General features: G+C 35.2%; 16 protein-coding genes, 1 pseudogene and 1 riboswitch. Of the genes and pseudogenes, 9 read left to right on the forward strand and 8 right to left on the reverse strand.

Annotation, left to right across the window (positions count from 1 at the left end):
- Nucleotides 1-221 precede the first annotated feature (221 nt).
- Both D612_RS0104055 and thiT read right to left on the reverse strand, forming a co-directional pair.
- Entirely contained in the window at nt 222-2,603 is a 2,382-nt protein-coding gene (locus tag D612_RS0104055; RefSeq protein ID WP_017754209.1) for a glycoside hydrolase family 31 protein, read from the reverse strand.
- Nucleotides 2,604-2,733: 130 nt separating this feature from the next.
- The gene (thiT, locus tag D612_RS0104060; RefSeq protein ID WP_017754210.1) at nt 2,734-3,327 is read right to left on the reverse strand and encodes an energy-coupled thiamine transporter ThiT; all 594 of its coding nucleotides are present in this window, start codon (nt 3,325-3,327) and stop codon (nt 2,734-2,736) included.
- A gap of 125 nt (nt 3,328-3,452) precedes the next feature.
- Nucleotides 3,453-3,562, reverse strand: a riboswitch (TPP riboswitch).
- A gap of 190 nt (nt 3,563-3,752) precedes the next feature.
- On the opposite strand from thiT, the gene D612_RS0104065 reads away from it, so the two are divergent.
- Nucleotides 3,753-4,187, forward strand: a complete 435-nt coding sequence (locus tag D612_RS0104065) for a rhodanese-like domain-containing protein (protein WP_017754211.1) — start codon at nt 3,753-3,755, stop codon at nt 4,185-4,187.
- A gap of 92 nt (nt 4,188-4,279) precedes the next feature.
- On the opposite strand, the gene D612_RS17840 is transcribed toward D612_RS0104065, so the two are convergent.
- Nucleotides 4,280-4,831: a DUF1002 domain-containing protein gene (locus tag D612_RS17840; RefSeq protein WP_017754212.1), complete on the reverse strand. Its 552-nt coding sequence runs from the start codon at nt 4,829-4,831 to the stop codon at nt 4,280-4,282.
- A gap of 166 nt (nt 4,832-4,997) precedes the next feature.
- On the opposite strand from D612_RS17840, the gene D612_RS0104075 reads away from it, so the two are divergent.
- On the forward strand, nt 4,998-5,696 hold the full coding sequence (locus D612_RS0104075) for a response regulator transcription factor (protein ID WP_017754213.1): 699 nt from the start codon (nt 4,998-5,000) through the stop codon (nt 5,694-5,696).
- A 103-nt stretch (nt 5,697-5,799) separates the two neighbouring features.
- Here D612_RS0104075 and D612_RS0104080 read toward each other — a convergent pair whose 3' ends face one another.
- Nucleotides 5,800-6,720 (reverse strand): DMT family transporter, encoded by a 921-nt coding sequence (locus D612_RS0104080; RefSeq protein WP_034725934.1) that lies wholly within the window; start codon nt 6,718-6,720, stop codon nt 5,800-5,802.
- A gap of 258 nt (nt 6,721-6,978) precedes the next feature.
- On the opposite strand from D612_RS0104080, the gene D612_RS0104085 reads away from it, so the two are divergent.
- A complete protein-coding gene (locus D612_RS0104085; RefSeq protein ID WP_017754215.1) occupies nt 6,979-8,718 on the forward strand; it encodes a phospho-sugar mutase in 1,740 nt (579 codons plus the stop codon).
- A 101-nt stretch (nt 8,719-8,819) separates the two neighbouring features.
- On the opposite strand, the gene D612_RS0104090 is transcribed toward D612_RS0104085, so the two are convergent.
- Both D612_RS0104090 and D612_RS0104095 read right to left on the reverse strand, forming a co-directional pair.
- On the reverse strand, nt 8,820-9,170 hold the full coding sequence (locus tag D612_RS0104090; protein WP_017754216.1) for a hypothetical protein: 351 nt from the start codon (nt 9,168-9,170) through the stop codon (nt 8,820-8,822).
- A gap of 251 nt (nt 9,171-9,421) precedes the next feature.
- A complete protein-coding gene (locus D612_RS0104095; protein ID WP_017754217.1) occupies nt 9,422-9,661 on the reverse strand; it encodes a YhdB family protein in 240 nt (79 codons plus the stop codon).
- A gap of 163 nt (nt 9,662-9,824) precedes the next feature.
- On the opposite strand from D612_RS0104095, the gene D612_RS0104100 reads away from it, so the two are divergent.
- The 5 genes and pseudogenes from D612_RS0104100 to D612_RS17845 form a co-directional block, all read left to right on the forward strand.
- Nucleotides 9,825-10,007 carry a DUF5370 family protein gene (locus tag D612_RS0104100; RefSeq protein ID WP_017754218.1) on the forward strand — a complete coding sequence of 61 codons (183 nt, stop codon included), beginning with the start codon at nt 9,825-9,827 and terminating at the stop codon, nt 10,005-10,007.
- Nucleotides 10,008-10,448: 441 nt separating this feature from the next.
- Entirely contained in the window at nt 10,449-12,134 is a 1,686-nt protein-coding gene (locus D612_RS0104110; RefSeq protein ID WP_017754220.1) for a spore germination protein, read from the forward strand.
- Nucleotides 12,131-13,330 carry a Ger(x)C family spore germination protein gene (locus D612_RS0104115; protein ID WP_017754221.1) on the forward strand — a complete coding sequence of 400 codons (1,200 nt, stop codon included), beginning with the start codon at nt 12,131-12,133 and terminating at the stop codon, nt 13,328-13,330. Before D612_RS0104110 ends, D612_RS0104115 begins: the two co-directional genes overlap by 4 nt.
- A gap of 9 nt (nt 13,331-13,339) precedes the next feature.
- Nucleotides 13,340-14,446 (forward strand): GerAB/ArcD/ProY family transporter, encoded by a 1,107-nt coding sequence (locus D612_RS0104120; protein ID WP_017754222.1) that lies wholly within the window; start codon nt 13,340-13,342, stop codon nt 14,444-14,446.
- A 125-nt stretch (nt 14,447-14,571) separates the two neighbouring features.
- Nucleotides 14,572-15,378: pseudogene (locus D612_RS17845) on the forward strand (SpoVR family protein); the annotation flags it as partial.
- 212 nt (nt 15,379-15,590) lie between these two features.
- Here the strand turns inward: D612_RS17845 and D612_RS0104130 are convergent.
- Together D612_RS0104130 and D612_RS0104135 are read right to left on the reverse strand one after the other, a co-directional pair.
- Nucleotides 15,591-16,727 (reverse strand): hypothetical protein, encoded by a 1,137-nt coding sequence (locus D612_RS0104130; protein WP_017754224.1) that lies wholly within the window; start codon nt 16,725-16,727, stop codon nt 15,591-15,593.
- A 120-nt stretch (nt 16,728-16,847) separates the two neighbouring features.
- Nucleotides 16,848-18,311, reverse strand: a complete 1,464-nt coding sequence (locus D612_RS0104135; RefSeq protein ID WP_017754225.1) for a recombinase family protein — start codon at nt 18,309-18,311, stop codon at nt 16,848-16,850.
- A 111-nt stretch (nt 18,312-18,422) separates the two neighbouring features.
- Here D612_RS0104135 and D612_RS0104140 point away from each other — a divergent pair, with 111 nt between their 5' ends.
- On the forward strand, nt 18,423-18,674 hold the full coding sequence (locus D612_RS0104140; protein ID WP_017754226.1) for a hypothetical protein: 252 nt from the start codon (nt 18,423-18,425) through the stop codon (nt 18,672-18,674).
- The last annotated feature ends 64 nt before the right edge of the window (nt 18,675-18,738 follow it).

Below are 18,738 nucleotides of genomic sequence, written 5' to 3' on the forward strand. Positions count from 1 at the left end.
TAATATTAATTATAAGGAATCACCCACACAATGAAGTGATATAAATCATAGGCATAAAGCACTACGGTTCCTGACCCGTTCCGGGGTGGAGCCTGGCACGTGTCCAGGGTGGGTGCCAGGGGGGTGTCCATAGAGGGTGCCACCCAGGCGCCTGACCCCGGTAGAAAATGGAAAAACCTCTCCGGAATGAAGAGAGGCTTTTCTATTTATTGGTTAGGGAATTATTGATCTACTGTTACTTCTATTGTGTGTGATTCGTGATGGAAAATAATATTTTCATTCGGGATTTGCTTCTTATTAATGAATAGCTTTGTATTTTCATTTGCAAGATGGACAATTAATTTCCATTGTTTCCAACTAGGCTTATAGGTAGAAATAATGTTCTCAACTGAAATATTTAACGTGTCTCCACTATACATACAAGTAATTTTTTTCTCGAAATATTGTCCATACATATAGTTAAAGGTTGTGCCATCATCGTCGTACAACGTATAGGAGCTTGCCACATTTTCATCAGGATATATATGAATTTGCATATCCGTTTCAGCTACCATTGTCGATTGTTTACTCGCTCCTTGGGCAATGATCGCCCCTTTTTTAATAAAAATTGGTAAAGTTTCAAGGTCAGCCTCTATTAGTAAATGCTTATCGCCTATTAAAACTTGGTCGGTCCAATAGTTGATCCATTCCCCATCTGGTAAATAGACAACTCGGTGGAACGTGTCTGGTCTTAAAATAGGAGCAATAATGACATTTTCACCAATCATAAATTGATCGGATAAGTTCCAAACATGTTTATCACCTGGATACTCTAAAACAAGTGGGCGCATGACAGGAATTCCGGTGCGACTGCATTCCGAAAATAATGTATAGAGGTGTGGAAGCCAACGATAGCGCAATTGTATGTATTTTCTAATGATGCTTTCATATTTGGCCCCGAACGCCCAAGGCTCTTGGGAATTCGTATCAAGTGCATTATGATTACGGAAGAAAGGAGTAAAGGCTCCAACCTGAATCCAGCGTGTGAGTAATTGGCCATTACAATCATGGGCAAAGCCGCCAACATCCGGCCCACAGAAAGCAACTCCTGATATACCAAGGTTCATACACATAGGTAACGACATTTCAAGGTGCTCCCAAAAGCTACGGTTATCGCCAGTCCACACAGCAGCGTACCTTTGAATTCCAGAATATCCGGCACGTGTCAATAAAAACGGCCGTTTCCCCTGTAGTTGCTCAACTAAACCATTGTAGGTGGACATTCCCATTAATAAACCATATAAATTATGGAGTTCTGCATGTGTTCTTATATCCCCATCATTGTCATGGATGACCTCAAGATCCATTGTTTTCGTGTTATTAAACACAGCCGGCTCATTCATATCATTCCAAATACCTTCGATACCTAAATCTGTATAAAACGTATGGTTATCTGCCCACCATTTTTGAGTCTCGGTTTTTGAAAAATCCGGGAATGCACTTTCGCCAGGCCAGACCTCGTCTATATATATATCACCTTCTAAATATTTACAAAAATGATTTTTGAGAATCCCATCCTTGTAAATATTGTAACTAGGATCTTTTTTTACACCCGGATCAACGATTGGAATTAAATGAATCCCTTTGCTTTTTAAGTCCGCAATTAGTTGTTGAGGATTAGGGAAAGAATGTTGATCAAATGTAAATACCCGGTATTCATCCATATAATGAATATCAAGATAAATGGCGTCCACAGGGATATCCTTTTCTATAAAATTGTGAATAAGCTCGCGGACTTCAGATTCAGACATGTAGCTATATTTCGACTGATGATAGCCTAGTGCCCACTTTGGAGGCAACGGCATTCTTCCAGTTAAGTGTGTATACTGCCTAACAACATCTTTCGGTGATGGACCTGAGAAAACATAATAATCAAGCTGTCCGCCGTTTGCAGAAAAGGAATACAAATCGGTTTCAGTTTTAAAATCGAAGGTGGTTTTAAACGTATTATCAAAAAAAATACCGTAGGCACTGCCATTTCTAACTGCCATAAAGAATGGGATAGATTGATATAATGGATCTGTTTCAGGGTTATGCGGAGCATATACATCAGTGTTCCACATCACCATTTTTTCTCCGCGCTTATTTAAATAACCAGTTTTTTCACCAAATCCATAGAAATGGTCGTCCTCAGTCATTACTTTATAACAAACAACTTCACTAGTTGCTTTAGTACCTATTCCTTTCGAGCCTTCCGTTAACAATACTTCACCAGTTTCGTCGCGTATTGTAAGCCGACAAGGTGTTTTGAATAGTTCAAGTGATAATTTCGTTGAGGTTAAAATGATCCTATCTTTTAGCTGTTGCAGTTTAACGGATATTTTTTTTGGTTGCTCAATTACTGCAACACTACTTTTTAACGATGGCTCAACTAAAGGATTCATCACAATACGGACAATATCGTTTTGGTAGAAAACAATCTTCATAAACCCATTCTTGCAAGTAATAATGTATACATGTCCTTGTTGTTCAAAACTCAAAATTTCACCGATATCATGATATCGTGAGTCCATACTTTTCCCTAATTTATTTGGATGAATTGCAAAGCTTGAATCTTCGAACATGCAAAACATTCCTCTCAATTTGTACTATACTATATACTTATTTTACCATATCGTAGAACATGTTTGCGGGAATAAAAAAAGACCGTTCAGATAAAACGGTCTTTTCGAAGTTCTGAAATCTCTCCATATATTAAAAATTCAACTTAGCACTAGTAACATTAAAATATTTTGGTGCAGTGTTAATTAAGATTGAAACAAATATTGCACTTAAAACAAAAGCAGGTAACATGTACGTTCCATTATACAAGAAAGAATATACAAAAACAGGAGTTCCTTCCGGTGCATATTCAGCAAAGAATACTGCCCCAGCTATAAAATGCATAAGAAATCTCAAACCACTACCTAATAAAGTGCCAGCAATAACATAGGTTGTGACTTTGCTCTTTGATTGGTTCTGAATTGCCAGTTGAATCTGCTTTGCAAATATACCTGCCAAACCAACAACTGTAAATGCAAGGAAATAATCAAGCAGACCTTGAACTGGATGGGCAATATAAGCCTGACCTGTAACGACTTGTAATCCACCAAGTAATAATCCAGATAGCAGCCCGCCTTTAAGTCCCCATCTAAAAGCTACTAAGAAAATTGGCACCATGGCAATGGAAATTGAGCCGCCTTGTGCCCAAATTTTTAATGAAACGATATTTGCTAATAAGTCAAATACGTAAGCCAGCGCAGAAAATAGGGCAACCTCAACTAAAAATAATGTTTTGCTCTTCTTCATAAATGAACAACTCCTTTGTTTTTATAGTGGTAACCAAATACGGGGAAATGCAGCTTTTTTCGTCATTTACCAAAAAAGGCTACCCATAAGGGTAGCCTAGTCATCGCGTAAATAGTATGATTACATTTATAAAAAATGCTTCATCCCTACGCTGGCATTACCCAGATCAGGTTTAAGGGTCGATACAAATCAGTATCCTCTCAGCCAAGTTCACTTAGCTCCCCTATTACATGTATCACTATAACAGTAGTAAGTTTTTTTGTAAATATAAAACTTTCACTTCTACATATTAAACTACATTAATGTAGAAGTTTCTAGATAATTATGTAAATTTATAATCGATATAAAAAATATTTATAAAACTAACAGATTATGATATTATATGTATTGTTTAAAATACAAACATACTGGAGGTCACATAAGTTATGAAAAAGCTACTTATCATTTCTATTATAGCATTAATGGCTGCACTTGTAGGTTGCAGTTCAGGAGAAAATACAACGAATCAGGGAGCAAACCAAACAGCAACAGAGGCTCAAACTAATGACGGTGCAGCAACGTATGAAGAGGTTGACATTGCAAAAGCAAAGGAATTAATTGAGCAAGGAGTTAAAATCGTGGATGTTCGTACTGCTGAAGAATATGCAGAAGGGCATATTCCAGGAGCTGTATTAATTCCATTAGAAGAAATTGAAGGTCGATTATCTGAATTTAATCAAGATGAAACGTATTTAATGGTTTGCCGTTCAGGAAATCGCTCTGGTCAAGCAAGCGAAATTTTAGTCAAAAATGGAGTGGCAAATGCGGTTAATATGCTTGGTGGAATGAAGGAATGGGATGGCGAGGTTGTTACTGAATAAATATCAAACGAGACCAAGAATGAGACCAAGAAAAAATGGCGGAGATGAATTCTCCGTCATTTTTTTTGGTTTGTTAAAGGATTGCGTTAGTCTTAGGCAAACAGTCCTTTTAACCAATTCAAAAATGCAATTAAGCCATCGATTATATTTTGCATAATCGACTTAGTTCTTTCCTCTTGAAAAAACTCCTGAAGGCGATCTTTTACATATGTAATATCACTTTTTACTTGATCCCAATCAATATTCATAGTTTTCATTTTATTAAATAGATCAACTATCTCTTGCTTTTCTGCCTCAGTCAATTGAATGCCTAGCTCATTTGCAATTTGGTCAACTAGAGCTGATACTTGAACGTCCGTAAGGTTGGGGTTATTGGCAACTTCTTCTTTAATTCTTGTAAATAATGCAGTTGCCTCGTCTGAACCGATTCGTTCACCAAGCTCAGCAGCTTTCACCATTTCCTCGTTTGCAAACTGCTTATGTTCTTCAGGGATAACTTTTGTTTGTTGCTCACTAGCTAAATCTTCACTAACAATTATTTTAACATCACCGTTTTTTCCATCAGCGAAGCTAACTTGTAGTGGTACAAGAAAAAGTACGAATAGTAGGAAATAACAGACGATGATTTGCATTAGCCTTTTCATTTTTAAAACCTCCCTTGAACAAAATATAACTTATTTGAGTGTGAAAAAACAATTTTTTCATAGGTTTACGGAAGCAAAACCTCTTTATTTTAAAAAAAACGGGAATTTTTAGTAGATTGTGATATATTTTAAATAGTTTCAAAGTGTAGTGGGGAGAGGATTTACCATGAGACAAGAAAAAGTATTAGTAGTCGAAGATGAAGTAGAAATCAGAGAGTTAATTAATATTTATTTAAAAAATAGTGGGTATAATACAGTCTTGGCAACAAATGGTCAAGAAGGACTAGAATTTTTTCATAAAAATGCCCCTGATATAGTTATTCTTGATATTATGTTGCCGAAAATGGACGGAATCGAAGTATGTCAAGAAATTAGGAAGGTATCAACAGTACCAATCCTATTTTTAAGTGCAAAACGGGATTCAGATGATATTATTAGGGGATTGGAATTAGGCGGAGATGATTATATCACAAAACCGTTTGATCCGAATGTTTTAGTAGCTAGGGTAAAAGCAAACTTGCGGAGATTGCCAATTACAATTCCTAATTCGCCGGATCAAAAAAATCTTTTCAAGTATGATTATTTAGAATTAGATTTAAATAGTTACACGATTAAAGTGAATAATGAACCAATAACATTATTTGCAAAGGAGCTGCAACTTTTAATACTACTAGCTAAAAACCCAAATCAGGTTTTTAGTGTGGAGCAATTGTATTCACAAATATGGGGAGCAGAAAGCTTTGGAGACACAAGAACCGTTATGGTTCATATTAGTAATCTCCGTAAAAAGATTGAGCTTGATCCTGCAAATCCAAGGTTTATCCAAACTGTTCGAGGGTTTGGCTACCGATTTAATGCATTGTAGTTTGGAAAGGAAAAGCTTTGGGCTTCCCCGCTGACTTCTGGAGTAAAGAAGGGCTAATTAGGCTCACACGGAAGCCTGTTTTACATGCCAGGCTTCCTAGAGTTCAACTTTTTAAGCTATGTTGCATTTTAGCAGTTTTTTTAAATAAAACACCAGTCGTAATTAACACCCCGGTTATCGTTATCACTCCTCCAATTAATTGTGCAGATGTTAATGTTTCTCCTAAAAAAATGATTGCAAAGATCGATGCAAAAACCGGAATCAAATTTAGAAAGGGAGAGGCTTTCCCTGGTCCTATTTCAGTCACGGCCTTGTTCCAGCATATAAAAGAAATTACTGATGCACATGCACCTAAATATAAAAATCCGATAAATCCTTTGAAGGTAAAAGTCATTGGTTTTGCAACGGCCCATTCATAAATAGTAAATGGTGTTAAAATAATGATACCGATTAGTATGGTTACTAGAAAAACACCTGAAGCAGGGAATTTATGAGCATTTTTCTTTACAATAACAGAATAAACACTCCACATCGTAACAGCTAATAGCATCAAAAGCTCCCCTTTATTAATTGTAAAGGATAATAATGCTTCGAGCGAACCACGGCTGACAATCCAACTGACCCCAATTACCGAAAAAATGATCCCGATAAAGTGTCTTATCTGCATTTTTTCTTTCAGAAATAAAAAGGAGAGTAGCATGATAAGGACAGGAGTTGGAGCATTCACGAGTGATGCATTTATTGATGTAGTGTAGTGGACTGCAATATAAACGAGCGTATTAAACCCAGCAACCCCAGTTAGTGCCATCCAAAACAATGTCTTCCACTCTTTTTTCCATAAATGTTTATAATTAATAAGCTCTCTTTTGGCAAAAGGAAATAAAAATAAAAAAGCAAAAAACCATCTTAAAAAAGCTAATGTAAACGGGGGTACAATGTTAGCAAATCCTTTTCCGATTACAAAATTTCCACCCCAAAACATAGTTGCTATCACCAATAAAAAATATGGCGATTTCCAATTCACATTATCCCCCCCTAAAATTATCTGTAAAAAATTCCCGGGGTCAGGCGCCTCTATGGACACCACCCTGGCCACCTCTATGGACACCACCCTGGCCCCCACTATGGCACAAATTAGTATATCATCAAATCGGAATTTTTTGTAAATTATTCATCATGACAATTGTAATTATGAAAGATATAGTAAATATTTGTAAATAATAGTGTAGTTATTAAAAGGTTATTTTATAATAGAACTAACGTTTCTAGGGGAGGTTGTTGTATGAACTGGAGAGAACACTATGAACGCTGGGTTAAATTTGATGGTTTAGAAGAAGAATTAAGACAAAAACTACATGAAAAAAAACACGACGAGAAATGGCTTGAGGATAGCTTTTATAAAAATTTAGAATTTGGTACTGGCGGGATGCGTGGGGAAATTGGGCCAGGTACGAACCGCATGAATGTGTACACAATTCGGAAGGCCGCAGAAGGCTTAGCAAGGTACATAGAATCCTTTGGAGAAGATGCAAAGAAGCGTGGTGTTGTTATAGCGTACGATTGCCGTCATAAATCCCCTGAATTTGCAATTGAAGCAGCAAAAACCCTTGGGTATCACGGCATTCAATCGTATGTCTTTGAAGAACTTCGACCAACTCCAGAGCTTTCTTTCGCTGTTCGCTATTTGAATGCATTTTCTGGAATTGTAATTACAGCTAGTCACAACCCACCAGAATATAATGGCTTTAAAGTGTACGGCTCAGATGGTTGTCAATTGCCACCACGTCCGGCAGATGAAGTAATTTCAAAAGTGAATGAAGTGGATAATGAGTTGTTGATCCAAGTAGCAGAGGAAGATGAATTAAAGGCAAATGGTCTTTTAAAAATAATTGGTCATAAAATTGACGGAGCATACATAGAAAAAATAAAAACGATTTCGTTGAACCGAGAGCTTTTTAAGGAAAATATTGTGAAGGTCGTGTTTACTCCGCTACACGGAACGGCAAATAAGCCTGTTAGAGCAAGCCTAGATGCGTTAGGTTTTAAGAATGTAACAATTGTGAAGGAGCAGGAGCTACCGGATCCTAATTTTTCAACTGTTACGTCACCAAATCCTGAGGAGCATGCTGCCTTTGAATTAGCGATAAAAGAAGGCTTGAAAGTAGATGCTGATCTATTAATTGGAACAGACCCAGATGCCGATCGTCTCGGTATAGCTGTTAAAAATAATAGTGGTGACTATGAAATTTTAACGGGTAACCAAACGGGTGGACTATTATTGCATTATTTATTATCACAGAAAAAAGAAAAGGGGCTATTGCCGGAAAATGGGGTTGTTTTGAAGACAATTGTAACCTCTGAATTCGGTCGGACGATTGCCAATGATTATGGCTTGGATACGATCGATACGCTTACCGGTTTTAAATTTATTGGTGAAAAAATCAAGGAGTATGAAGAAACTGGGAAGTATCAATTTCAATTTGGTTATGAGGAAAGCTATGGCTACTTAATTGGAGATTTTGCAAGGGATAAAGATGCAGTTCAAGCTGCTGTATTAGCAGTAGAGGTAGCTAGTTATTATAAGAAACAAGGAAAAACCTTATATGAAGCACTATTGGACTTGTTCGCAAAATACGGTTATTATCGTGAAGGTTTAAAATCGTTAATATTAAAGGGCAAAGAAGGAGCAGAGCAAATCCAGGGAATATTGGCAGCCTTTCGTAAAGAACCACCCAAAACAATTGCCGATTGCCAAATTACACAAATTGAAGATTATCAAACGAAGGAAAGGACATTTGTAGTTGAGGGCAGAAAAGAACGAATTGATTTACCTAAATCAAATGTTTTAAAATACTTCCTTGAAGATGGCTCATGGTTTTGCCTGCGTCCATCTGGAACTGAGCCGAAGGTTAAATTTTATTTTGGTGTAAAAGGTACATCATTAAATGAGAGTAATGATAAATTAACGGCAATTAGTCTTGATTTAATGGACAGAATTAATAAGCTAATTGTCCGTAAATAATGATGAAAGGTGTCCCATGAAATAATAGGGGCACCTTTTTCAGTAAAAGGTGCCAGGGTGGTGTCCATAGAGGTATCCATAGAGGTTCCTGACCCCGGAAATTAATGGTATTTAATGGAGTAGTTGCTGTCATCGGTATGAATGATGATTTCATTGTCCAGTAAGGTCATTTCGTGTTGACCTGCAAGGGGGATTTCGTATGTTTCATATGGGATTTGTTCATGCTGAGCATGACTTGTTGATATTTGTCCCTTTCCATGAAGCTGTAATACAAACGGAGCAACGTATCCATCGATTGTATCTGGCCGTTCATGAAAGTTAACGCCACTTAGCGTCATCATTGTGTCGTCAAGATCACGATTTTGGTTCTTCGTAATATGAATTAGTTTGCCTGACAATTTATTTAGTCTATCTTGTAATTCGAGATCTGTTTTGGTAGGATTTTGTTTCATTCATTTCACCTCAACTTCTATTTTCTCCAAAAAAGCACCTAATATGAATTGCTTTCAACTAGCGGCCAATATCCCCGTAATGTAGTGGGAATCTAAACATTGAATAAAGACAAATTTAGAACAATATCACAACACCCAGATCCAACACCAAGATCGAGAAAAAAGGAAGGAAGCTTACGTCGCTCCCTTCCAATTTTTCGATATAATAGTTTTTTCCTGTATATTAATTAGTTTAAATTAGCATAATTAAACTAACTTGTATAGGACACTGTTGATGGGACTGAGGCTAGTGCATGATCTACATATGTCAGCAAGTGATATGCAGTTTTCTCAATCGCCGAATAATCGCGGCTAAAATTACATGCATGGAGGAACTGTTCAATTTTTTTCGATAAAAAATCATCCTTTGTACGTACCATTAATATTAATAAGTTATCCCATTCACCGCGATTCATATAAAATAAAGCTTTATCATAATCGACAGCGTTCATATTTGATCACATTCTCCTTTCGAAGAATTGAATATAGTTTATGATAAAAAAAATAAAATACGCGGTGGAATGTTGAGTAATTGTTGACAAGTCATGAAAATCTGAAATAGGAATGAAAAGGACAAATAAAGGAAGAAATTAAGCTTCATTTTGGGAGGATAAGATGGGTGCAATTGAGCGTGAAGGTTATGTATTTGAGGTAGAATTTAGTCAAATTTCCAAAACAGCAGCAATACATGTTCACAATAAAGGAAATTTTGTAGCAGAATTAACATTTCCATTTGCTGGTAATGAGCCTACACTACAGCAAATTGAGGGAAAAATAGAGGAATTTTTAAGAGCTTAAAACAATAGCAACCATTGTATAAAAATTGTATTAAGCTGGGGCATGATTGATTAACTTGTCCTAGCTTTTTTGTTTTTAGTCCTGTTTTTGGTCCATTTGCTAAAAAAAGGAATGTTTTTACTATTCATGACAAACCAAACAAAGATAGGACCTAGAAGATTAAAAATAAAAATTCCTACGACAATACTCCATACAAATGGCTGAGTATTTAAAATATTCTCGTAAATCCATGAATGATATAAGTCCAATGAGAAACCGCCCTTTCACTTTAGATTACTCAAATAGCAAATATTAAGAAAGTTCTTTTCCATTTTATCCAAGCTTTATAATCTCTAATCATAATGAATAATCTAATCATAATGAATAATCTAATCATAATGAATAAAACGATGCTTAATAGGAAAGGAAGATAAGGTAGGAACGAATAGAGGAGTTATACATATGAAAAATCAACTAAATGAGAAGCTCCAAAGACAAATTGCCGAAAAAGTAGATGAAAATGTTACTTTAATTAAAGAAATTCTCGAGGATAGTGTAGATCTCGTAAAAAGGGAATTATTTTTTCATGGACATAACGATATTAAAATAGTCTGCTTTTATACAGATGGGTTAGCTAACACATCTGAAATTGCAACTGTTTCGGATACGCTCCTTTTTAAAACTCCTGAATTAATTGTGAATAGTCACGTTGGCCCAACACAGAAAGATATTGTAAAAAATATTAAAGTCAATTTGTTGACTCACCCTTCTTCAAAGGCAATAGAAAAGATGAATGATGCTGTTGTTGGTATCTTGAGTGGGGATGCAGTTTTTTTTATAGATGGAAGTAAAGAGGCCTTAATCATTTCTTCTAGAGGATGGGATACTCGTTCAGTTGATGAACCAGCCTCAGAGCAGGTTGTAAGGGGACCACGTGATGGATTCACTGAAAGTATACGTACAAATACAGCGCTAGTTCGCCGGAGGATACGCGACCCATTGTTTCGGATCGATACTATGAAAATTGGTACAAAATCAAAAACCGATATAAATATTGCCTATTTAAAAGGAACTGTAAAAGAGAACCTTGTAAATGAAGTAAAAAAACGGCTTAAGGAAATAAAAATCGATGCTATTTTGGAAAGTGGTTACATTGAGGAATTAATTGAAGATTCACCATTATCTCCCTTTCCTACTATACAAAGTACAGAACGACCTGATAAAGTTGCTGGTGCAATTCTAGAAGGAAGAGTGGCTATTTTTGTAGATAACACTCCTTTTGTATTAATCGTCCCTACATATTTTTGGGAATATCTGCAGGCTAGTGATGATTACTATTCAAGGTTTTATACAGGGACATTTTATCGGATTATACGCTATCTTGCATTTGTGATTAGTCTGATTCTCCCATCGATGTATGTAATGCTAGTGAGTTTTCATCAGGAAATGATTCCGACTCCATTAGCCCTAACGATTGCATCTGGGCGAGAAATCATTCCATATCCTGTCTTATTAGAAGCACTAATTATGGAGGTTGCATTTGAATTAATGCGTGAAGCCGGTTTACGAATGCCGAAGCCAATTGGGCAGGCAGTAAGTATTGTCGGCTCTTTGATTATTGGTCAAGCAGCTGTTCAAGCAGGACTGGTTTCACCATTTATGGTAATTATCGTTGCTTTAACAGGAATTGCTTCATTTGCAATTCCGAGTAATTCTGCATCCTTTTCTGTTCGTTTAATTCGCTTTCCACTATTACTAGCTTCAGGAACACTTGGATTATTAGGATTTGCAGCTGCGTTTTCTATTCTAGCTATTCATGCTTTATCGATTCGTTCATTTGGTGAGCCATATTTAGCACCAGCTACACCGTTTAAGCCATCAGATCAGAAGGATTCAATGATTCGATTACCTTGGTGGAAAATGATTAGTCAACCACAACTAGCGGAAGGGCAGGAAGATCGGATTAGCGAACATAACCAAATACCTCAACCTCCAGATGATAAACAAAGTAAAATTTACAGACAATCAGAAAACAATTTAGATGGTCAATCGAATGAATTTGAAAATGAAACTAAAGAAAAAGGGAAAAACCATAAACATACATTTGTTAAACCAAAAAAACTGAAAGGAGGAAAGGAACGAGAATGAAGTATCGTCTGTCGCTAACCTTAGTAATTCTTATTTTATTCCTTTCAGGTTGTGCTGGGAAAAGAGAGATTAACGATTTAGCATTAGTTATGGCAGTTGGTATTGATAAAGTTGAGGACAAAAATGAATTTGAAGTTACTGTAGAGGTTGCTAGACCTGCAGATTCGAGGGGACAAACGGGAGCACCCGCCGGGAATACTGGTGATCCTATCTGGTCAGCTTCGGCAACAGGTAAAACTTTATTTGAAGCGATTAGAAACTTGGCAAATTTTTCAACAAGAAGAGTATTTTGGGCTCATAATTTTATTGTAGTTGTAAATGAAGATATTGCGCGAGAGGGGCTTGCTGATATTATTGATTTTTTTACAAGGAATCCAGAATTACGTATGAGAACATGGATAGCGATCACCCCTGATAAAGCGAAGGATGTCGTATCAACGATGACAGGTTTAGAAGTTATTCCAGGTGAAGCGTTGGATAAGCTATATCGTTATACGAAAATTTCTTCAACATCGCCTAGAACAGAGCTACTAGATTTAAAGGCTGCATATTTAAGTGAAACCACTCAGCCGGTGTTATCAAGACTAAAACTAATTGAACGAGGAGTATCGAATAAAAAACAAGGTCAAGCAGGCGCGATTAAGCAAGTTGCCTTAGAGGGAGCGGGAATTTTTAAGGATGACAAGCTTATTGGTATTTTAGCCCCTGATGAAACGAGAGCAATGCTACCATTTATTGAGGAAGTGGATTCAGGTGTTATTGTGCTTCCATGTGAAAATGAGCCGGATCGGTTTATTACAGCAGAATTGAGAAACCAAAGCTTAAAAGTGACACCAGAATATAAAGAAAATAAACCTTCCTTTAAAGTGAATTATACTATCGCGAGAGTAGTTATTGTTGAAGCGGGCTGTCCGTTTTCAATAAAAAATAAACAACAAGTTCGCCAGCTTGAAGAAAAATTAGAAGATAAAGTAAAGACTGATATTGAAAAAATGTTAACAAAAGCACAAAAAGAATATCAAGCAGATTTTCTTGAGTTAGGTCAAAGGTTTAATAACCGATTTCCGGCTGAGTGGAAGGGAATAAAAAAAGATTGGGATTCAACATTTGCAAATGTAAGCATTGATGTAAATGTTAACGCGGAAATTAAAAGCGGTGTACTATTATTTAAACCTACTCGTTCAGGGAAAAATTGAGGGATCGATATGAGAGTGCAAATAACAAATGGAATGTTTATGGCATTAATCATAAATATGGTTTATGCAAAGGCAATTGGGGTAACACAAGGTTCGATGGCTCGTGAGGTTGGAAGAGATATTTGGCTGTCAACGATATTCGCTAGTGTGATTGCTGCACTACTTATGCTCATTATCGTGTCCACCATTTGGAGAATGCCTGAGGGAGATATATTTAAACATGGCGGTAGGTTAGTTGGGCCATGGTTTGAAAAGCTCCTTGGGGTGTTATTTTTTATATTTTTCTTCGGGGCTTTTACAGTATCAATGGTAACCTTTGTTTATCATATCAAGGATTATTTTTTGCCAGAAATACCAATTTGGGGAATTGTTTTAACGGCAACTATTGTTAGTGTCTATGCGATTCATTTTGGAATTGAAGTCGTCTCACGAATGGCTTTGATTGGTGTTTTTTCTATCCTATGCTTAAATATTTTAGTACTACTCGGGTCATTAGAGAAATTTGATATTCGTGAGTTGTTACCTGTTTTTGAATCAGGTGTAGGGAATACAATGTGGGCAGGACGACATTATTTAGCTGATTGGACTACTGTTATTATGATGAGTGCAATCATTTTGCCAATTGTTAAAAACCCACCTACATGGAAACGTTCAGGCTTATCGGGTGTTCTTTATGGCGCAGGATTTGTTGCCATGTGGCCCATTATAGAAGTTGGTGTTATGTCCGCAAATGTTACAGCTCAATATGCCATTTCTTGTATGCAAATGGCAAGAAGTGCACAAATTGGCTTATATGTTCACCGCTATGAGTTAATTATGGTCATCTTTTTTGCACTATCAATTTTGACACAGCTAATGATGAGTTTATATTGTGCGTGTGTATCACTACAGAGAACAATGAGTTTTAAGGATTATCGGGGATTTATAATTCCGTCGGCTGTATTATTAGGACTAGGAAGCTTTTGGATTGTAAATGATTCAGGCCGAGCAATGGAATTTACTGAAATGGAATGGATTGGCATCGGACTTTCATTAGGAATATGCATCCCTTTGTTTGTATGGTTAATCGGATTTGTGTTAAAAAATAAATTAAAAAATAATGATAAATTTCAATGATGAAGTACTTTATGAAAGATAAGATGCATCAAAAAAATATTGCCTAAAATCTCCCTCATTAAATAATTGAAACACTCATAGATTGACATAAAGGGATATTCAAACGTGATTCCGTTAAAGGGGAGATGAAAGTGGCAAAAAGTCATCAATCGTTAGAATATGCAATCAGTGAAATTACGGAAATTGCGAAGGGGTTTGGATTAGATTTTTATCCAATGCGCTATGAAATTTGTCCGGCAGAAATAATTTATACATTTGGGTCTTATGGGATGCCAACAAGATTCTCGCATTGGAGCTTTGGAAAACAGTTTCACAAAATGAAGCTTCAGTATGATTTAGGGTTGAGCAAAATTTACGAGTTAGTTATTAATTCCGATCCTTGTTACGCCTTCTTACTTAATACAAATAGTTTAATTCAAAATAAATTAATTGTTGCTCATGTATTAGCTCATTGTGATTTTTTCAAAAATAATATTCGTTTTAGTAATACAAAACGCGATATGGTAGAAAGTATGGCAGCGACAGCTGAAAGAATTGCCCACTATGAACATGAATATGGAAAGTTAGAGGTTGAGAAATTTTTAGATGCTATTTTAGCGATACAAGAGCATATTGATCCTTCGCTTGTAAGACCTAAGCTCTCTTGGAGTGATTCTTTCGATGATGAACAGGATGAACACGATCAGCTACCTAGAACACCGTATGATGATCTTTGGCGTCTAGATGATCGAAGGAAATTGTCTAAGGAACGAAAAAAGAAGAAAAAACCGTTTCCACCCCAGCCCGAGAAAGATCTTCTTCTTTTTATTGAACAATATAGTCGGGAGCTAGAGGAATGGCAACGAGATATTTTAACAATGATGCGTGAGGAAATGTTGTATTTTTGGCCACAATTAGAAACAAAAATCATGAACGAAGGCTGGGCTTCGTACTCCTAAGGCGCTTAGACCATGGAGGCTAATAATGAAATTAATATATTTTCTATGTATAATATTATTAATAATGTCAATTCTAGAAATGTTCCGAATTTTATTTAATTTAATATTATCATTTTTTTCATTATCTTCTGTATCTAATAATAATGTGAAAACAAATCTTTATTTTAGTCTGATAGGGATATCTTTTTCAGTTTTAAGTTTTCTCATCATATATTATTTTGATTTATAATTGCTCTTAATTTTGAATTGGACCAAACGAGCAATCTAAGTTGTGTACCTCCAAAGTAAACACATTTCTTTATATAAGAACAATAAGTTAGATCATTTTTTTCATTACTTAAGAAATCATTATCTAAAAGTGTGATCAATTCAATATAAATATTTTCAGCTTGTTTGTGTGCATTTGAAATTTTTCTCTCAATAATTTCGAGTGAGATAATTGCACCAATTGTATAAGGTAATGTTATAACACCAATTGCCCATTTAAACCATTCAATTTCAATTGGAAATCCTATGGTAATAGTTCCTTGAGAGTCAAAAAGTAATATAGGCAGAAACAAAGAAATTATACCAAATAAGTTTTTTATATGACTAAATGCTCTTTTAGTATCATCTAGTTTATAAATTGGTCGAATAACTACAATAAATAATTGAAATAATACTGATGATAGTAAGATTGTTGTAATAAGTAAATAATCATTTTTAATAAAAAGCGATTCAGATTTCAGAAACTGGTATAAACTATCTATTAATCCCAATATAAAAGTTGCGCTCAAGAGACCAACGAAAATACTTAATATAATAGAAAGACTAGTTAATTTAGAAGAACTATAATTAATTACAAGGTAAGATACAAAAAGGGTGGAACAAAGAATTAGTAGTAAACTATACACTAACTGTAAGAGCGAAATAAATAATAAAGATTGACTCATCAGAGTAGCTGTGCATAGTATTACAACTAATAGATTAAACGAAATAATAAAAATATGTCTTGAAGTAGTCTTGAAAAATATAGCTCTTTGCTTCAAATCCTCTTCATTATCTTTTACTTTAAAATAATATAGACTTTGAATTTTCATCCATTGTTGCTGATTTTTTATTAAGATAATAATACCAATTGTTAGTAGGGCAAATACTAGACATAATAAAAAACCTTTAAGAACTGTATTATTGTCGATGATAATAAATGATGACATAAACAATGTAACTAGGCTTATATTCTGATACAAATCAATATCATTTTCAAGAATTAGGCGATAATACATGCTTTTTGTGTTAGCTATGATCGAATTAATCATAGTATGTAAAAGTGATATTAGTATTTCTAAAAATAGATTCTTCATAGTAAATATCCTCAAAAATTTTTATATTAGTTCTAGTGTAATGTAAACAATTGTAATTTTAAATACTTTAAGTATAAAAAAAGAGGAAATAACAGTATTCCCACTTTTTGTTTTCTATAATTAACCAAGATTTAAAATAATCTCTATTTCTTTGTGCTCCTTAATTATTATTTTTTCAACAAGTGTAGAAATTAAAGCTTTAGCATTTTCAATAGGCAATGTACTAATAGCATCCACTACATTTTTTATTTTCCCCTCAAGACTTTTTTGTATTTTTTCTAAATCAATTTCTTGATGCTTTTCTTCACTTTTTAGTGCTTCAATAATCTGATCCATTCGCTGCTTTTCTTCAGTTAAATCATTTAACTCAATAAGCCCAGCTGTATAAGCTTCTACTTTTCTGTTATACCTTGCTTTGGCTGATCTAATTTTTTGTTCGATGTTTAGGTCCCGGTTATGTGTTGTTTGTTTAGAAAGTTTTAATAATATATCTGAGCTAAAGTTTTTTGTTAATTGGAGTAATCCCTGTTTAAACCAAGACTCAACTTCATCGGCTTTATATTGTTTACTTGTGCAGGTACCTTTATTTTTATTATTGGAACAACGATATACCCGATATCTGTTGTTTTTCGACCCCGACCAAGAAATGCTCATTCCTCCACCACAGTTACCGCATTTCAATAGGCCTCCGAGTAGGTGAGGGCTTGACTGTGCTCGTGATGGTATTTGTTTTTTATTTAGTCTACTCTGTACTGCCTCCCAAGTCTCTTTATCAATAATGGTCGGCAAGCAGTCATCAACAATGACCCACTCTTCTTCTTCCTTTTCTTGTCGTTTCTTTTTACTTGAATTTATTCGGTTCCATACCAATGTTCCTTTGTAGACTGGATTAGAAAGCATAAGTTTAACGGATCTTAGCGACCATTCTTTATTGAATCTAGAAGGGATGTTTTCTTCGTTAAGCTGTTTAGCTATCGCAAAATAGCCTTTCCCCTCATGTAGGTATGAGTTGAATATTCTTTTAACAATTTTTGCTTCTGAATCATTAATAACCAAATTTTTATCTATTAATTGATATCCGTAAGGGCTTTGAGTTAACCATTTTCCATTGCCGGCCGCATGAAGCATATTATCAAAAACACGTTCACGAATCCGTTCACGTTCAAATTCAGCAACTGCACCTAATACTTGTAGGGTAAGTCGTCCGGAAGGAGTGTTAGTGTCAAAGGATTCACTAATTGAAATAAATGAAACCTCTTGTTCTTGAAATAAGTCAATTAGATTTAATAAGTCTAATAATTTACGACTCATTCGATCTAATTTCGTTACCATGACTTTTGATACTTGCCCCATCTTTACCGATTTTAAGAGTTTCTTTAACTGAGGTCTTTCCGTATTTTTAGCTGAATAACCATCATCTATGAAAAGCTCTACTTCATGATTCCATCCCATGGCACGACAGTATGCTTTAAGGCGTTCTTGTTGTTCATCTAAAGAAACGCCTTCACGTGCTTGTTCATCTGTTGAAACTCGACAATATAAAGCAATCGAACGCACTCCAATGAATTTCGTTTCTTTCAGCATCTAAAAGTCCCCTTTAAATGGCTTGTCACAGTATATGATCTTAGAGATAAAAACATGATTTTGGTTTATCCATCCCCCACGCGGCATAAGGTGTAATGGGGAGGGATTTGATTGGATGAAATTAAAATTGAATTTTCATATTGTGTTAACGATAGAACAATATCGTTTTTTTGCTTGAAGGACATTGCAAATGATGAAACCTTTGAAATGCTAAAAAATCAGATTCTTACATTTGATAAAAAAATAAAAGAAGCAGCAATCGTACATCTCTTAAATCAAGAAGTTGGCCAAGAATATTCGAAACAAATAACTGTTGATGTAAAGGTATTGGAACTAGAAAGAGAGCCATTCGTTATGGAATAGGCTCTCTTTTTTGTTTGAAATTATTCACGAAATGAAACAGTCGTTTATTTTTTGGAATAGTTAT

Source organism: Calidifontibacillus oryziterrae (genome assembly GCF_000331575.1).
GTDB classification, from domain to species: domain Bacteria; phylum Bacillota; class Bacilli; order Bacillales; family Bacillaceae_J; genus Calidifontibacillus_A; species Calidifontibacillus_A oryziterrae.

Excerpts from the sequence above, each read along its gene's own strand:
- D612_RS0104055 (WP_017754209.1), bottom strand. The coding sequence starts at position 2,603 with ATGTTCGAAGATTCAAGCTTTGCAATTCATCCAAATAAATTAGGGAAA.
- thiT (WP_017754210.1), bottom strand. The coding sequence starts at position 3,327 with ATGAAGAAGAGCAAAACATTATTTTTAGTTGAGGTTGCCCTATTTTCT.
- D612_RS0104065 (WP_017754211.1), top strand. The coding sequence starts at position 3,753 with ATGAAAAAGCTACTTATCATTTCTATTATAGCATTAATGGCTGCACTT.
- D612_RS17840 (WP_017754212.1), bottom strand. The coding sequence starts at position 4,831 with ATGAAAAGGCTAATGCAAATCATCGTCTGTTATTTCCTACTATTCGTA.
- D612_RS0104075 (WP_017754213.1), top strand. The coding sequence starts at position 4,998 with ATGAGACAAGAAAAAGTATTAGTAGTCGAAGATGAAGTAGAAATCAGA.
- D612_RS0104085 (WP_017754215.1), top strand. The coding sequence starts at position 6,979 with ATGAACTGGAGAGAACACTATGAACGCTGGGTTAAATTTGATGGTTTA.
- D612_RS0104090 (WP_017754216.1), bottom strand. The coding sequence starts at position 9,170 with ATGAAACAAAATCCTACCAAAACAGATCTCGAATTACAAGATAGACTA.
- D612_RS0104095 (WP_017754217.1), bottom strand. The coding sequence starts at position 9,661 with ATGAACGCTGTCGATTATGATAAAGCTTTATTTTATATGAATCGCGGT.
- D612_RS0104100 (WP_017754218.1), top strand. The coding sequence starts at position 9,825 with ATGGGTGCAATTGAGCGTGAAGGTTATGTATTTGAGGTAGAATTTAGT.
- D612_RS0104110 (WP_017754220.1), top strand. The coding sequence starts at position 10,449 with ATGAAAAATCAACTAAATGAGAAGCTCCAAAGACAAATTGCCGAAAAA.
- D612_RS0104115 (WP_017754221.1), top strand. The coding sequence starts at position 12,131 with ATGAAGTATCGTCTGTCGCTAACCTTAGTAATTCTTATTTTATTCCTT.
- D612_RS0104120 (WP_017754222.1), top strand. The coding sequence starts at position 13,340 with ATGAGAGTGCAAATAACAAATGGAATGTTTATGGCATTAATCATAAAT.
- D612_RS0104130 (WP_017754224.1), bottom strand. The coding sequence starts at position 16,727 with ATGAAGAATCTATTTTTAGAAATACTAATATCACTTTTACATACTATG.
- D612_RS0104135 (WP_017754225.1), bottom strand. The coding sequence starts at position 18,311 with ATGCTGAAAGAAACGAAATTCATTGGAGTGCGTTCGATTGCTTTATAT.